This window comes from Cupriavidus sp. GA3-3 (assembly GCF_000389805.1).
Taxonomy (GTDB): domain Bacteria; phylum Pseudomonadota; class Gammaproteobacteria; order Burkholderiales; family Burkholderiaceae; genus Cupriavidus; species Cupriavidus necator_D.
The window spans coordinates 1-13531 of the sequence record NZ_KB944480.1 but is presented as its reverse complement, the minus strand read 5'-3'; the positions used below and the strand labels follow the sequence as shown (position 1 = coordinate 13531).

Sequence of the window (13531 nt, the reverse complement as noted above, 5' to 3'; positions counted from 1 at the left end):
CAAAAGAACCGTCCCCTCCCTTTCGATGTCTTCCCCAAACTCTGCCGCGCTGCCGGCGACCCCCACGCTGCGCGAAGCCCAGACCCTCGCCGCCATGGCCGGGCTGCCTGCCCTGGAAGTGCGCATGCTGCTGACGCATGTCACCGGCCTGAGCCGCACCCAGCTGATCACCCGCGACACCGGCACCCTCACCATCGCCCAGCGCGACGCCTTTGCCACGCTGCTGGCGCGGCGGCTGGCGGGCGAGCCGATGGCCTACCTGATCGGCGAGCGCGAGTTCTTCGGCCGGAAGTTCCGGGTCACGCCTGACGTGCTGATCCCGCGGCCCGATACCGAAGTCGCCGCCGAAGCCTCGCTGGCGCGGCTGGCCGAGGTGCCGCAGCCGACCGTGCTGGACCTGGGCACAGGCTCGGGCATCCTGGCCGTGACGCTGGCGCGCGAGCGCCGGGATGCGCAAGTCTGGGCCACCGACATCTCGCCCGGCGCGCTGATGGTGGCGCAGGACAACGCCAGCGCGCTCGGCGCCGACCGCATCCACTTCCTGGTGTCTGACTGGTACGCGGCGCTGCCGCCAGGCCTGCGCTTTCACCTGATCGTCAGCAATCCGCCCTACATCGCCGCGGGCGACCCGCACCTGGTCGAAGGCGACCTGCGCTTCGAACCGATCGACGCGCTGACCGACCACGACGACGGCCTGTCCGACCTGCGGGCCATTGTCAGCGGTGCCGGCGCCCGGCTGCTGCCTGACGGCTGGCTGCTGATGGAGCATGGCTACGACCAGGCGCAGGCCACCCGCCAGCTGCTGGAGGACACCGGTTTCACCGAGATCTTCACCGCCCGCGACCTGGCCGGCCTGGAACGCTGCACCGGCGGGCGCTGGCAAGGCGCCCGGCCCGGCGGCACCACTGCCGGTCACTGAAGCCCGGCGGCGATTCCGGTAAAATCGCCGTCAGATCCCCGCCACGCGGCCAGGCCGCGTGGCGTCCCATTCTCCCCAGGCGGCGCCCGCGACACGGCATCGCCCCACTGAAAAGCAAACCATGAGCGACGTGCAGCAAAAGATCGATCAGATCGTCAAGGGCAACCCGGTAGTCCTGTTCATGAAGGGCACCGCGCAATTCCCGATGTGCGGCTTCTCGGGCCGCGCCATCCAGATTCTGAAGGCCTGTGGCGTGGACGCGCCGACCACGGTCAACGTGCTGGATGACGAAGGCATCCGCCAGGGCATCAAGGAATACGCCAACTGGCCGACCATTCCGCAGCTCTACGTGAACGGCGAGTTCATCGGCGGCTCGGACATCATGATGGAGATGTACCAGAACGGCGAACTGCAAACCCTGCTGAAGGGCTGAGTTCCTTTATGTCCGTGACTGGCGGCACACCCAAACGGCTGATCGTCGCCATCACGGGCGCCACCGGTGCCATCTACGGCGTGCGCCTGCTGCAGGTGCTGCGCGCGGCGCCCTCGGTGGAAACCCATTTGCTGATTTCGCCGGCCGGCGTGATGAACCTGCAGCACGAGCTGGACATCAGCCGTGCCGAGGTGGAGGCGCTGGCCAGCGTCGTGCACAACGTGCGCGACATCGGCGCGACCATCGCCAGCGGCTCGTTCCGCGCACAGGCGATGGTGGTCGCCCCCTGCTCCATGCGCACGCTGGCGGCGATTGCGCACGGCCTGTCCGACAACCTGATCACGCGCGCCGCCGACGTCACGCTCAAGGAGCGGCGCAAGCTGGTGCTGATGGTGCGGGAAACGCCGCTGAACCTTGCGCACCTGCGCAATATGACGGCGGTGACGGAAATGGGCGGGATCGTGTTCCCGCCGGTGCCGGGCTTCTACCAGAAGCCGCAAAGCATTGCCGAACTGGTCGACCATACGGTCGGGCGCGTGCTCGACCTGGTGGATTTGCCGGAGATCGGCCAGACGCTCGCGCCCAGCTGGGGCGGGCTGAACGCCCGGGCCGGCGACGCGGCCGGCAACTGAACTGCGGCCGGCGCGCAGCCTCTCTCTACGCGCCGGCATCCTCGCGCATTGTCGTGCCAACCGCGCTCATTACCAGCGGCGGTAGCCCCGGCCATAGTAGCCATGGCCATAGTAGCCGCCATAGCCGCCGTAGTAGTACGGCCGCGGTGCCACCACCACCGGCGCGGGCGCCACGTACACCGGCGCAGGGCCGACCGCGGGACCGGCAGGCGTGGGATAGACGGCGCAGCCGCCCAGCAGGGTGACGGATGCCGCAGCGGCAGCCAGTCCAATCGTCAGCATTCTCATCATTCGTCCTTGGGGTCGGAACGGGCATGTGCCTGCCCTGCTGACGTTATACGGGCAGAAAGCGTAATACGGCGTCAAAGGCGTGTAAGGCTTGTTACAGTTCCCTACGCGCCCTGTAACACGCCCAGGGATGCCGTCAGATCTCGAACCGTATCCCCTGCGCCAGCGGCAGCGAATCGCCATAGTTGATCGTGTTGGTGGCGCGGCGCATATAGCCCTTCCACGCATCCGATCCCGACTCGCGGCCCCCGCCGGTTGCCTTTTCCCCGCCGAAGGCGCCGCCGATCTCTGCGCCGCTGGTGCCGATGTTGACGTTGGCGATGCCGCAGTCGCTGCCTGCCGACGACAGGAAGCGCTCGGCCTCGCGCATCGATTCCGTGAAGATGCACGACGATAGCCCGTGCGGCGAGGCGTTGTTCAGCGCGATGGCCTCATCCAGCGTGGTGTATGGCATCAGGTACAGGATCGGCGCGAAGGTTTCGGTCAGCATGGTGTCGTGCTGGGCGTCGGTCATCACCAGCGCGGGCCGCACGTAACAGGCATGCGGGTAGCGGTCGGCCAGCAGCCGTTCGCCGCCGGTGACGATATTGCCCTGCGCGCGGCAGGCGGCCAGCGCATTGGCCATGGCATCGCCCGCGGCGGTGTCGATCAGCGGGCCGACCAGGGTGCCGTCAGCGAGCGGGTCGTCGACGGGCAGGCGGTCGAACACGGTGATCAGCCGGCTCGCCATGGTGTCCATCAGGTCGGCGTGGATAAAGCAGCGACGCAGCGTGGTGCAACGCTGGCCCGCGGTGCCGGCCGCGGCGAAGGTGATGGCCCGCACCGCCAGCTCGATGTCGGCCGAAGGCGCGACGATGGCGGCATTGTTGCCGCCCAGCTCCAGGATGCTGCGCTTGAAGTGCCCGGCGCAGGCAACGCCGACCTCGCGGCCCATGCGGGTCGAGCCGGTGGCGCTGACCAGCCGCACCGCCGGGTGCGACACCAGGTGGGTGCCCAGCATGCGCCCGCCCGGCAGCACCGCCGAGATGCCGGCGTGCTGCGGCGCCGCCGCGGCGAGCACGCGCTCCAGCAGGCCATGCGCGGCCAGCGCGCACAGGGTGACTTTTTCCGAGGGTTTCCAGATCACGCCGTTGCCGCACACCAGCGCCAGCGCCGCATTCCACGCCCACACCGCCACCGGAAAGTTGAAGGCCGAGATCACGCCGCACAGCCCATACGGATGCCAGGTCTCGCGCATCGCATGCTGCGGGCGCTCGGAGGCAATGGTCAGCCCGTGCAACTGGCGCGACAGCCCGACCGCGAAGTCGCAGATGTCGATCATCTCCTGCACCTCGCCCAGGCCTTCCTGCAGGATCTTGCCGGACTCGAGCGAGACCAGCCGGCCCAGCGCCGGCTTGTGTTCGCGCAGCACCTCGCCGAAGCGCCGCACGATCTCGCCGCGCGCAGGCGCAGGCAGCAGCGCCCAGGTGGTCTGCGCCGCGTGGGCGCGGGCGATCAGCGCATCGGCCTGCGCCGGCGTGCAGGCCGGGACATGGCCGATGGCCTCGCCATCGACCGGCGAGCGGACCGTCACGGCGCCGGCCGGCGTGCCCTCCCGCCACGGCCGCGGCAGGCCCAGCGAATCCCAGCAGGCAGCGAACTCTTGCGCTTTCATATGACGGTCTCCTGGAGCGGATGCTGCGTGTAATGGCGGCCGAAGCGATTGGCAAGGAAGGCGTCCAGCGGCATCGACTCCTGCCGCACGAAGCCGGATTGCGGCAGCGCGCCGGTGGCCACCATGTCCAGCGCGGTGCAGATGCCCGCGGCAGTGGTCAGCTGGATCGCGTTGACATGGCCCCCCTTGCCATCCACCCCGCCGATGCGCGCCGAGAACGAAGCCTGCGTCAGCGGCCCGCGCCCGCGTTCGCCCCCGGCCGGGTAGCCGGTGGCGGTGGCGAACACGATCACCACGTCCTGGTCGGTCACCGGGATGGCGCGATCGAAGATATCGCGCAGCCATTCACGGCGTTCGCGCAGGCGCAGGTCGTTGAGCAGCAGTTTCATCAGCGCGCAATGGCCCGGATAGCGGATGGACTTGTAGTCGACATGGCGCGCGCGGCCGGCCAGCGTCTCGGGCAGCGTGCCCAGGCCGCCAGATGTATTAAAGGCTTCGTACTCGATGCCGTCCAGCGCAAAGCTTTCCAGCCCCTCCAGCGCCGTCAGTTCCACGCGGCGGCCGTCGACGATGGCCTCGCACGGGTTGCAGTACTCGTTGATCAGTCCCTCGGTGCTCCAGGTCAGGTTGTACTTGAGCGCATTGCTGGGGTAGCGCGGCAGCGCGCCAACCCGCATCTGCAGGTCCAGCAGTTCCCCCCCGCCGCGCAGGAAGCGCTGCGCCAGGTCATGCCCGACCACGCCGATAAAGCCCGGCGCCAGCCCACACTGCGGCATCAGCACCGAGCGCGCGCTTTGCGCCAGCTGGCGGATGGCCTGGGTCGCGGCCACGTCCTCGGTCAGGTCGAAGTAATGCACGCCCAGGCGCGCCGCCACCGAAGCCACGCTGATCGCGGCGTGGAACGGCAGCGCGTTGAGCACGGCATCGGCGCCGGCCAGCAGCGCGGCGCAGGTGCCAGGCTCGGTGGGGTCGCCGGCGCGCGCCAGCACGCCGCGCGGCAGGCCGTCGAGGCGCCGTGCGTCATGGTCGACCACGCTGACGCGGTAGTCGCCACTGTCATGCAGCATGGTGGCAATGGTGCGCCCGATCTTGCCCGCGCCCAGCACCGCCACGTGCAGCGGGCGGGTCGCCTTGGGCAGGTCGCGCGGGGCCTGCCGGCCCAGGTTCGAGGCTTGCATGGTGTCTCCGTCCACAAGAAAAGGTTGTCCTGTTGACTGGAGTATGGATAGCCAGCGCGACACAATGAAGCCACAAGAACGACGAAAACCCGCCATAATCGAACGAAACGACGAACCATCCCGACGTAATGACCGAGCTCGACACCACCGACCGGCACCTGCTGTCGCTGCTGCAGGCCAATGCCCGCGAAAGCGCCGCCAACCTCGCCCGGCACCTGGGTATCGCCCGCACCACCGTGGTCGCGCGCATCGCGCGGCTGGAGCGCAGCGGGGTGATTGCCGGCTACGGCGTGCGGCTGGGGCAGCGCATGGAAGACAACGCCATCCTGGCCTATTGCGGCCTGTCGGTGCAGCCCAAGGCCGCGCCCGCGATCCTGCGCGCGCTGCAGCGCCTGCCCGAGATCGAAGAGGTCAATTCGGTCAGCGGCCCGGTCGACTACCTGGTGGCGATCCGCTGCGACACGCACGACCGCCTGGACCGGCTGCTCGACGAGATCGGCATGCTCGACGGCGTCAACCACACCACCACCTCGATCGTGCTCGCGCGCAAGCTCGACCGCCGGCGCGCTGCCGGCTGACGCGGTATGCTGCCAACCCGATCAAGCGTTTGCGGAGCAACAATATGAACAACCCGATCCGTGTCGCCGTGGGCGGCGTGACCGGCTGGGCCGGCGGCGAACTGGCGCGCGGCGTGGCCCATGCGGCCGACATGACCCTGGTGGCCGGCCTGTCGCGCGGCGCCGCCGGGCAGCCTCTGGCGCAGCTGACCGGCCATGCCGATACGCCGGGCGTGGCGGCCGCCAGCATCGAGGCCCTGGGGGAAACGCCCTACGACGTCTATGTCGAATACACCAAGCCGGGCATCGCCAAGCACAACATCCTGCAGGCGCTGGCGCACGGCGCGCACGTGGTGGTGGGCACCTCGGGGCTGACCGACGAGGACTATGCCGAGATCGACGCGGCCGCGCGCCAGGCCGACCGCGGCGTGCTCGCCTGCGGCAATTTCGCCATCACGGTGGTGCTGCTGCAGAAGTTTGCCGAGATGGCCGCGCGTCACCTGGAGCACTGGGAGATCATCGACTACGCCAAGGCCGGCAAGATCGACGTGCCCTCCGGCACCGTGCGCGAGCTGGCCTACCGGCTCGGCCAGGTCAAGGCCGCCGCGCAGGCGGTGCCGGTCGACCAGGTCAAGGGCCCGAAGGAAACCCGCGGCGCCACCATGTCGGGCACGCAGGTGCACGCGGTGCGGCTGCCGGGCTACCAGCTTGGCGTGGAAGTGATCTTCGGCGCCGACGGCCAGCGCCTGCACCTGAAGCACGAGGCCGGCGACGGCTCCACGCCCTATGTCGCCGGCGCGCTGCTGGCGATCCGCAAGGTCCACACCGTGCGCGGCGTGGTGCGGGGGCTGGACAAGGTGATGGAAGGGCTCTGAGGCCAGGTCAGCAGGCGGGCAGGCCGCCTGCTGCGGAGTGTTACCAGCTGCCAGGCTTCTCCGGCTTGGCGGCTGGCTTTGGCGCGGGCTTGGCGGCGGCTGCCTTGCCGCCCTTGGCCGCGGGCGCCGAGGCCGGATTGAGCTGCTTGTCCACCTCGGCATCCTTGTCCGCCATCAGCACGCGCGCCTGCGGCAGCAGCATTTCGATGGTGCCGGTGTTGGGGTCTTCCGGCATGGCGTAGAGCTCAACCGTCAGCGGCTTGTGCATCCAGCCGGCATGCAGCGTCTTGATGCTCTTGCCAGCCTTGTCGGGCATGTCGACCTGCTCCTGCCGGAACGGCTTGCCGTACAGCGCGCTGACGCTGTCGGCCGCGGCCTGCTGCGAGTTGGCGCCGGCGGTCGGGACCACCAGGCCGACCAGCGCGTTGCGGTCGACAAAGGCCAGCACAAAGGGGCCGTCCATGAAGGACGGGCGCTGCGCGCGCGGCACGCCGACCTGGCGCATCAGGCCATCGCCCTTCAGTTCGACACAGAATCCGGTGACATCGCGGCCATCGGGCGTGCGCTTGTCGGCGCAATCCGGCAAGGCCGGCAGCGGGTTGCCGATTTCCAGCATGGCCAGCAGCGGCGACAGCGCGCTGTTCTCGGCCTTGGCCTGGGCCTTGGCCGGTGCGGGGGCTGGTTTGGCGGCAGGGGCGGAAGCGGGGGCGGCAATGGCGCCGGCAGCGGCGCCCAGCAGGCCGGCAAGCGCCAGCCCGGCAACGGGGAATTTCAAATCGGACTCCTGATGAACGGCTCCGGGTTGGAGCCCGCCCCGGCCGGGTTGTTCCTGCTTGGCGCGGGCGGTGACGGGAAAGTCACCGGCGGCCTGCCAGGCCAGGGGCGAGCAGTAGCTTACCCCATGGCCCTGGCGGCTCCCGCACTTCCAGTCAGTCCAACGAAATGTTATTGGCCTTGATCACCTTGCCCCAGTGCTCGCGGTCGGCTTCGATATAGCGGTCGATCTCGGCCTGCGTGCGCGGCGCCTGCACGACCAGTCCCAGCGCGCTGAAGGTGGAACGGAACTGCGCGTCCTTGAGCACGTGGGCAGCGGCGGCCTGCAGCCTGGCCACCGCATCGGGTGGCGTCTGCGCGGGCACGGCCAGGCCGAACCAGGTGGCGGCCTGGAAGTTGGGATAGCCGCCTTCCGCCACGGTCGGCACGTCGGGCAGCACGTCCAGCCGGGTGCGGCCGGTGACCGCCAGCGCCTTGAGCTTGCCTGCCTTGATATGCGGCAGCGAGGTGCTGACCACATCCACCATCAGTTGCACGTCGTTGGCCAGCAGCGCCGACAGCGCCGGGGCGCTGCCGTTGTAGGGCACGTGGGTGACGCTGATGCCCAGCTCGGTCTTGAGCATTTCGGTGGCCAGCTGGAGCGCGTTGCCCAGGCCGACCGAGCCATAGTTGAGCTTGCCGCCCGCGGCCTTGGCGTAGGCCGCGAACTCGCGGATATTGCTGGCCGGCACCTTGCTGTTGGTCACCACCACCAGCGGCACCTCGGCGCCGATGCTGAAGATCTTGAAATCCTTGGGCGGATCGTAGTTGATCTTCTTGTACAGCATCGGGTTGAGCACCATGCTGCCGTTGGTGGCCAGCACCATGGTGTAACCGTCTGCCGGCGCACGCGCCACGCTGGTGGTGCCGATCATGGTGGCCGCGCCCGGGCGGTTTTCCACCACCACGGTCTGGCCCAGCTGGCGCGACATGCCGTCGGCCAGCGCGCGGCCGAACTGGTCGGTCGAGCCGCCGGGGGTGTAGGGCACCACCAGCTTGATCGGGCGATCGGGATAGGCGGCCTGCGCGGCTCCGCCCCACATGGCCAGCGCGCACCCCGCGCCGGCTGCCATCGCGGCGAGCCAGGCGCGCCGTCCGCTTGGTTTGTTCTGCATCGCGTCTCCTCCTGTTGTTATCGGTCGTGATCGATCCAGGCCGGGCACGCGCTCAGACGCGGCGCTGGCGGCCTTCCCAGTATCGGTCACGCAGCCGGCGCTTGGCGAGCTTGCCGGTTTCATCGCGCGGCAGCTGCGTCTCGACCACGATGCTGCGCGGCACCTTGAAGCCGGACAGCCGCTGGCGCAGCCAGTCGATCACCTCGGCCTCGCGGATCTCCACGCCTGGCATCGGCTGCACCATGCCCAGCAGGCGCTCGCCGTACTCGTCGTCGGGGATGCCGAACACCACGCAGTCGGCCACGCCGGGGTAGCGCACCAGCTCATGCTCGATCTCGGCCGGGTAGATGTTCACGCCGCCGGAGATCACCATGTCCGATGCGCGGTCGCAGATAAACAGGTAGCCGTCGGCATCGACATAGCCCATGTCACCCAGCGTCACCAGCCCGTCTCGGTCGATGGCGGCGCGCGCGGCATCATTGTTGCGGTAGCTGAAGTCGGGGTAAGCCGGCTGGCGCACGTAGACCAGGCCGATCTCGCCCGGCGCGCACTGGCGGCCGTTCTCGTCGAGGATGCGCAGCTGCGCGTCATCGACCGGTTTGCCGGCGGTCCCCGGGCGCGCGGCGGCATCGGCCGGCGTGGCCACGGTGATCATGCCGGCTTCGCTGGAGGCGTAGGTTTCGTGGATGACCGGGCCCAGCCATTCCAGCATCGCGCGCTTTACTTCGGGCGAGCACGGCGAGCCGGTGGAGGCGACGAAGCGGATCGAAGACAGGTCGTACCTGGCGCGCACCTCGGGCGGCAGCTTGAGCAGGCGCACGTACATGATCGGCACCAGGTAGAGCACGTCGATGCGGTGCTTTTCCACCAGCGCCAGCACCTGCTCGGCATCAAAGCGCGACGTGAGCACCAGGCGTTCGGCCATCTGCAGCGCGTTCTGGATAAACGAGCCCGGCGCGCTGTGGTACAGCGGCGCCGACATCAGCGTGCGGCAGCCCGGCTCGATGCCGTAGGTCTGCCTCACCACCGAGCGCATGCGCGCGAGCTGTTCCTCCAGCCGGTCCAGCGGCAGCGGCTGGCGCACCACGCCCTTGGGCCGGCCGGTGGTGCCGGAGGTGTAGGCCATATGGCCGCGCGGCGCCACGCGCGGGCCGTCGTAGGCCGGCTGCTGCGCCAGCCAGCTTTCATAGTCGATGGCGCCTTGGGCGGGGCCGCCCACCGACAGCACCGTCATGCCGGCCGGAACGGCGTCGCGCACGGCGGGCAGCAGGTCGGCCTGCACCAGCAGCACCCTGGCGCCGCTGTCGGTCAGCAGGAAGCGCACTTCCTCGGCGGTGAAGTGCCAGTTGATCGGGCAGTAGTAGCAGCCCGCGGTACGGCAGGCATGGACCACGTCGGCATAGGCCGGATCGTTACGCAGCAGCACGGCGACCACGTCGCCCTCCTGCACGCCCAGCGCGCGCAGGCCGCCGGCCAGGCGGGCGCCGCGCGCCAGCAATTCTTCGCCGCTGCGGTGCATGTCTTCAAACCAGAGGTCCGTGGCCATCCGTCGTCTCCTGTATGCGATCCGTTCTGTCAGCCGACCACTGTATCGGCGTAGCCGTGGATCGACAATCAGGTGCATCGGAATCACAATGTTGCACCAGACGCGACAATCCTGCAGGCAATCCCCGATGGACCTCAACCTGATCCAGGCCTTCGTCGACATCGTCGATGCGGGCAACCTGGCCGAAGCCGGCCGGCGCCGCGGCGTGACGCGCTCGCAGGTCAGCCGCCAGCTGCGTGAGCTGGAGCACCAGGCCGGCGCCCAGCTGCTGCGCCGGACCACGCGCCGGCTGGAGCTGACCGGGCCCGGCCATGCGCTGTACCAGCATGGCGTGCGCATCCTGCAGGAAGTGGCCTCGGCGCAGGCCGAGATCGACAGCCTGGGCCGGACCCTGCGCGGCCATGTGCGCGTGAGCGTGCCCACCGGGCTGGGCGATGCCTATATCGCGCCGCTGCTGCTGCAGTTTGCGCGGAAGCACCCCGGCATCACGCTGCGCGTGTTCTTCGCCAACCGCGTCAACGACCTGATCGCGGCCGAGATCGATGTCGCGCTGAAGGTCACCTCGGCGCCGCCGCTGGATCACGTGGCGCGTGAAATCTGCGACATCCGGTGGCAACTGTATGCATCGCCGGAGTACCTCGCAGACATCCCGCCAGTACAAGCGCCGCCCGACCTGACCGGCTGCAACTTCCTGTGCCCGCCATACCCGCCGCGCCAGTTCCCGCTGTCGCTGTACCGCGACAGCCAGCGCGTGGACGTGGCGCTGACGCCAAAGCTTCAGTCGGAAAACTTCCTGTTCCTGGCGCGCGCCGTGCGCGAGGGCCTCGGCATCGGCATGCTGCCGGTCTACATCGGCTGGGAGGAAGTGCGCGCCGGCCGGCTGGTGCCGGTGCTGCCCGACTGGCGCCCGGAGGGGCTGGGCAACAAGCTCTTCATCATCACCACGCCTAACCTGCACCCGTCGATGGCCACCCGCGCGCTGATCGGGTTCCTGCGAGAGGAACTGGACAAGCTTGAAGTGTTCCGCGACGCGGTGGCGTAGCCGGCACCGCTGGCCGGTGAACGAACGCTTTCCGGACTCAGGGTCGCAACCAGCCCTGCAAACTTTCGTTTTGCAAGCTATGCTCCAGAAAACTTGCACTTTGCAAGCAAGTCGACAGGACCAGAACGGCGGAGACCATGCCCCCTACCGATTTCACCTCGATGCCCTGCCCCGTGGCCCGCTCCATGGCCGTGCTGGGCGAACGCTGGGCCATCCTTGTGCTGCGCGAGGCCTTCTACGGCAGCACGCGCTTCGACGAGTTCGAACGCAACCTGGGCATCGCCCCCAACATCCTCAGCGCGCGCCTGAAGACGCTGGTGGCGCACGGGCTGCTGGCCCGCGTAACGCCCGAGGGCGGCGCTCGCCACGTCTACCAGCTGACCGACAAGGGCCGCGACTTCTTCCCGGCCTATGTCGCGCTCAAGGCCTGGGCCGACCGCTGGATGACCGACGAAAAGGGTCCGCTGACGCTGCTGCAGGACCGCCGCACCGGCGCCGAGATTGCCGAGCCGGCGCTGGCGCGCGCCGACGGCAGCGCGATCACGCTGGACGATTTGCGTGTCCTGCCCGGCCCCGGTGCCGGCCGCTTCCTGCGGCAGCGCTTTGGCGAGGCCGGGACAGTTGGCGAGCCAGGGGAGGCCCGCCATGACTGACACGCGCACATTGCCCGCGGGCGCCCTGCCCGCCGAGGCGGTACCGGCCACTGAAATTGCGCGCCGCATCGGCAAGCTGGCCGGACCGACCGCGCTGATCGCCGTGCTGCAGGCCGTGGCCCAGTTGATCGAAACCTGGCTGGCCGCGCGCCAGGGCACGGCGGCGCTGGCCGGCTGGGCGGTGGTGCTGCCGTTTGCGCTGCTACTGCAGCAGATGTCGACCGGAGCGATGGGCGGCGGCGTGGTCGCGGCCATCGCCCGCGCGCTTGGCGCCAACAAGCGCGAGGAAGCGTCTTCGCTGGTCATGCACGCGCTGCTGATCGCAGTGACCGCCGGGCTGGCCTTTGCGGTGGTGCTGGCGGGCTTCCCGCGCGGCGTGCTGGGCGCGGTGGCCGGCGCCACGGCGGCGGAGGCCGCTGCCAGCTATGCGATCTGGCTGTTCGGTGTCGGCGCCATTCCGGCGTGGCTGGCCAATACGCTGGCCTCGGTGCTGCGCGGCGGCGGCCGCCATGCGCTGGCCGCACGCGTGCTGGCGCTGATGTGGGTCGCTTTCCCCGCACTGTCGTGGCTGCTGGCCGAGCCTGCCGGCATGGGGCTGGCCGGCATCGGCGCCGCGCTGGCGGCGGTGTCGTGGGCCGCGGCGCTGGCGATGGCGATCGTGGTGGCGCGCGGCGGCGCGGGCTTCGTGCCGGTGCTGCGGGTGCGGCCGTCGTGGGAGCTGTTCGCGCGCATCCTGTCGGTGGGCCTGGTGGCGTGCGCGCTGGCCTCGGTGGCCAACCTGACCACCATCCTGGTCACCGCGCAGCTGCGCCACCATGGCACCGCGGCGGTGGCGGCCTATGGCATCTCGGCGCGGCTGGAATTCCTGATGATCCCGCTGGCCTTTGGCGTGGGCTCGGCGCTGACCGCACTGGTCGGCCGCGCCGTGGGCGCCGGCGACTGGCATACCGCGCGCCGCACGGCATGGGTCGGCGCGTTCCTGGCGCTGGCCATCGCCGGCACCGCCGGCATTGCCGTGGGCCTGGCGCCGGTGCGCTTTGCCAGCCTGTTCACCCATGACCCCGAAGTGATCGCCATCGCCGCGCGCGCGCTGTCATGGGTAGGGCCGGCCTTCGGCAGCTTCGGCCTGGGCATGGCGCTGTACTTTGCCTCGATGGGCGCGGGCCGCATGCGCTGGCCGGTGGCCGCAGGGCTGTGCCGGATCGCGCTGGCGGTGGGCGGCGGCTGGCTGCTGGCCAATGTGTTCGGGATGGGGCTGGACGGACACTTCCTGGGGGTGGCGCTGGGGATTACGGCCTATGGGGTGGTCACGGCGCTGGGGGTCAGGCAGGGGGAGTGGTCGGCGCGGTGAGGTCAGTGGCGTGAGCGCATTTCAACGCCTGCGGTTTGCTCCCCTTTCCCGCTTGCGGGAGAGGGGCTGGGGGTGAGGGCAGGCGCTGGCATACCGACGCGGGGCCTGTCAGTTTTTTTGTGTGCAGGGCAGGTAAAGGCTCACCGTCAATTCGACCGGTGAGCCAGCATTATCTCAACGATGCGGATGGGTGAAGCGGTCCTCGTAGAGGATCGCAAACTGGTTCATGGCAGCCTTCCAGTCATGCGTTGAACTGCCCCACTTCCCGGTGATGTTGCGCAGGGCCAGCCACAGGAGCTTGGTCGCCGCCTCATCGCTGGGGAAGTGGCCCCGCGTCTTGATGATCTTGCGCAGTTGCGCATTGATGCTCTCGATCGCGTTGGTCGTGTAGATGATCTTGCGGATCGCCGGCGGGAACGTAAAGAACGGGATCACCTGATCCCAGGCGCGGCGCCAGGACGCGGCGATCGGGGGG

Annotated in this window: 15 protein-coding genes; 8 read left to right on the top strand and 7 right to left on the bottom strand. The window is 69.3% G+C overall.

Annotated features, from left to right (window positions below):
- The first annotated feature begins 25 nt into the window (after positions 1 to 25).
- From prmC to C265_RS17305, 3 genes are all read left to right on the top strand, one after another.
- The gene (prmC, locus tag C265_RS17315) at positions 26 to 919 is read left to right on the top strand and encodes a peptide chain release factor N(5)-glutamine methyltransferase (RefSeq protein WP_010809879.1); all 894 of its coding nucleotides are present in this window, start codon (positions 26 to 28) and stop codon (positions 917 to 919) included.
- A 121-nt stretch (positions 920 to 1040) separates the two neighbouring features.
- Complete coding sequence (gene grxD, locus C265_RS17310; RefSeq protein ID WP_010809878.1) at positions 1041 to 1352, top strand: Grx4 family monothiol glutaredoxin; 312 nt, start codon at positions 1041 to 1043, stop codon at positions 1350 to 1352.
- An 8-nt stretch (positions 1353 to 1360) separates the two neighbouring features.
- Positions 1361 to 1984, top strand: a complete 624-nt coding sequence (locus C265_RS17305; protein WP_010809877.1) for a UbiX family flavin prenyltransferase — start codon at positions 1361 to 1363, stop codon at positions 1982 to 1984.
- 69 nt (positions 1985 to 2053) lie between these two features.
- On the opposite strand, the gene C265_RS17300 is transcribed toward C265_RS17305, so the two are convergent.
- From C265_RS17300 to C265_RS17290, 3 genes are all read right to left on the bottom strand, one after another.
- Entirely contained in the window at positions 2054 to 2266 is a 213-nt protein-coding gene (locus C265_RS17300) for a hypothetical protein (protein WP_010809876.1), read from the bottom strand.
- A 142-nt stretch (positions 2267 to 2408) separates the two neighbouring features.
- Complete coding sequence (locus tag C265_RS17295; protein ID WP_010809875.1) at positions 2409 to 3926, bottom strand: aldehyde dehydrogenase family protein; 1518 nt, start codon at positions 3924 to 3926, stop codon at positions 2409 to 2411.
- Positions 3923 to 5104 carry a saccharopine dehydrogenase C-terminal domain-containing protein gene (locus C265_RS17290; protein WP_010809874.1) on the bottom strand — a complete coding sequence of 394 codons (1182 nt, stop codon included), beginning with the start codon at positions 5102 to 5104 and terminating at the stop codon, positions 3923 to 3925. Before C265_RS17290 ends, C265_RS17295 begins: the two co-directional genes overlap by 4 nt.
- A 128-nt stretch (positions 5105 to 5232) precedes the next feature.
- On the opposite strand from C265_RS17290, the gene C265_RS17285 reads away from it, so the two are divergent.
- A complete protein-coding gene (locus C265_RS17285) occupies positions 5233 to 5682 on the top strand; it encodes an Lrp/AsnC family transcriptional regulator (protein ID WP_010809873.1) in 450 nt (149 codons plus the stop codon).
- A 44-nt stretch (positions 5683 to 5726) separates the two neighbouring features.
- Positions 5727 to 6536 carry a 4-hydroxy-tetrahydrodipicolinate reductase gene (gene dapB, locus C265_RS17280; RefSeq protein WP_010809872.1) on the top strand — a complete coding sequence of 270 codons (810 nt, stop codon included), beginning with the start codon at positions 5727 to 5729 and terminating at the stop codon, positions 6534 to 6536.
- A 40-nt stretch (positions 6537 to 6576) separates the two neighbouring features.
- On the opposite strand, the gene C265_RS17275 is transcribed toward dapB, so the two are convergent.
- From C265_RS17275 to C265_RS17265, 3 genes are all read right to left on the bottom strand, one after another.
- Positions 6577 to 7311, bottom strand: coding sequence for a hypothetical protein (locus tag C265_RS17275; protein WP_010809871.1), 735 nt, complete (start codon positions 7309 to 7311; stop codon positions 6577 to 6579).
- 154 nt (positions 7312 to 7465) lie between these two features.
- Positions 7466 to 8464, bottom strand: coding sequence for a tripartite tricarboxylate transporter substrate binding protein (locus C265_RS17270; RefSeq protein WP_010809870.1), 999 nt, complete (start codon positions 8462 to 8464; stop codon positions 7466 to 7468).
- 52 nt (positions 8465 to 8516) lie between these two features.
- Positions 8517 to 10010 carry an acyl-CoA synthetase gene (locus C265_RS17265; RefSeq protein WP_010809869.1) on the bottom strand — a complete coding sequence of 498 codons (1494 nt, stop codon included), beginning with the start codon at positions 10008 to 10010 and terminating at the stop codon, positions 8517 to 8519.
- Positions 10011 to 10137: 127 nt separating this feature from the next.
- On the opposite strand from C265_RS17265, the gene C265_RS17260 reads away from it, so the two are divergent.
- The 3 genes from C265_RS17260 (at position 10138) to C265_RS17250 (ending at position 13056) form a co-directional block, all read left to right on the top strand.
- Complete coding sequence (locus tag C265_RS17260) at positions 10138 to 11052, top strand: LysR family transcriptional regulator (protein WP_010809868.1); 915 nt, start codon at positions 10138 to 10140, stop codon at positions 11050 to 11052.
- 137 nt (positions 11053 to 11189) lie between these two features.
- Positions 11190 to 11705 carry a helix-turn-helix domain-containing protein gene (locus C265_RS17255; RefSeq protein ID WP_010809867.1) on the top strand — a complete coding sequence of 172 codons (516 nt, stop codon included), beginning with the start codon at positions 11190 to 11192 and terminating at the stop codon, positions 11703 to 11705.
- Positions 11698 to 13056: an MATE family efflux transporter gene (locus C265_RS17250; RefSeq protein WP_010809866.1), complete on the top strand. Its 1359-nt coding sequence runs from the start codon at positions 11698 to 11700 to the stop codon at positions 13054 to 13056. The genes C265_RS17255 and C265_RS17250 overlap by 8 nt, the downstream gene beginning before the upstream one ends.
- Before the next feature lie 174 nt (positions 13057 to 13230).
- Here C265_RS17250 and C265_RS17245 read toward each other — a convergent pair.
- A partial coding sequence (locus C265_RS17245) for an IS256 family transposase (RefSeq protein ID WP_010809865.1) occupies positions 13231 to 13531 on the bottom strand: 301 nt, incomplete at its 5' end.

Excerpts from the sequence above, each read along its gene's own strand:
- prmC (WP_010809879.1), top strand. The coding sequence starts at position 26 with ATGTCTTCCCCAAACTCTGCCGCGCTGCCGGCGACCCCCACGCTGCGC.
- grxD (WP_010809878.1), top strand. The coding sequence starts at position 1,041 with ATGAGCGACGTGCAGCAAAAGATCGATCAGATCGTCAAGGGCAACCCG.
- C265_RS17305 (WP_010809877.1), top strand. The coding sequence starts at position 1,361 with ATGTCCGTGACTGGCGGCACACCCAAACGGCTGATCGTCGCCATCACG.
- C265_RS17300 (WP_010809876.1), bottom strand. The coding sequence starts at position 2,266 with ATGCTGACGATTGGACTGGCTGCCGCTGCGGCATCCGTCACCCTGCTG.
- C265_RS17295 (WP_010809875.1), bottom strand. The coding sequence starts at position 3,926 with ATGAAAGCGCAAGAGTTCGCTGCCTGCTGGGATTCGCTGGGCCTGCCG.
- C265_RS17290 (WP_010809874.1), bottom strand. The coding sequence starts at position 5,104 with ATGCAAGCCTCGAACCTGGGCCGGCAGGCCCCGCGCGACCTGCCCAAG.
- C265_RS17285 (WP_010809873.1), top strand. The coding sequence starts at position 5,233 with ATGACCGAGCTCGACACCACCGACCGGCACCTGCTGTCGCTGCTGCAG.
- dapB (WP_010809872.1), top strand. The coding sequence starts at position 5,727 with ATGAACAACCCGATCCGTGTCGCCGTGGGCGGCGTGACCGGCTGGGCC.
- C265_RS17270 (WP_010809870.1), bottom strand. The coding sequence starts at position 8,464 with ATGCAGAACAAACCAAGCGGACGGCGCGCCTGGCTCGCCGCGATGGCA.
- C265_RS17265 (WP_010809869.1), bottom strand. The coding sequence starts at position 10,010 with ATGGCCACGGACCTCTGGTTTGAAGACATGCACCGCAGCGGCGAAGAA.
- C265_RS17260 (WP_010809868.1), top strand. The coding sequence starts at position 10,138 with ATGGACCTCAACCTGATCCAGGCCTTCGTCGACATCGTCGATGCGGGC.
- C265_RS17255 (WP_010809867.1), top strand. The coding sequence starts at position 11,190 with ATGCCCCCTACCGATTTCACCTCGATGCCCTGCCCCGTGGCCCGCTCC.
- C265_RS17250 (WP_010809866.1), top strand. The coding sequence starts at position 11,698 with ATGACTGACACGCGCACATTGCCCGCGGGCGCCCTGCCCGCCGAGGCG.